This window comes from Idiomarina sp. ST20R2A10 (assembly GCF_051842345.1).
Taxonomy (GTDB): domain Bacteria; phylum Pseudomonadota; class Gammaproteobacteria; order Enterobacterales; family Alteromonadaceae; genus Idiomarina; species Idiomarina loihiensis.
Genome location: NZ_JBNIEY010000041.1, coordinates 1 through 280 on the forward strand (window position 1 = coordinate 1; position 280 = coordinate 280).

The 280-nt window shown below is 67.1% G+C and carries 1 protein-coding gene; it reads left to right on the forward strand.

Annotated features, from left to right (window positions below; all coding sequences use genetic code 11):
• Positions 1-19: 19 nt before the first annotated feature.
• The coding region (locus ACP7H9_RS14250) for a serine O-acetyltransferase (protein ID WP_439222939.1) at positions 20-280 on the forward strand (261 nt) is incomplete at its 3' end.

The window sequence follows — 280 nt, forward strand, 5'->3', positions numbered from 1 at the left end:
GGACGATGAGGCGAAGGCGATGGCGCTATCCACGACGGCGAATTCCGACGAGCTCTGGCTTGCAATCCGGCGCGAGGCGGAAGCTGCCATTGTCGCCGATCCCTTCCTCGAAGCGTCGGCAGCCTTCATCCTCGACCAGGGCGATCTCGGCGGCGCGCTCGCCTTCCTGATTGGCCGGACCATCTGCCGCACTGATGCCGATCGCCTACAGTTCATGCGGACCGCCCGCGAAGCCTATGCGGCCGAGCCCGCGCTGGTCGATGCCGCGGCGACCGATCTG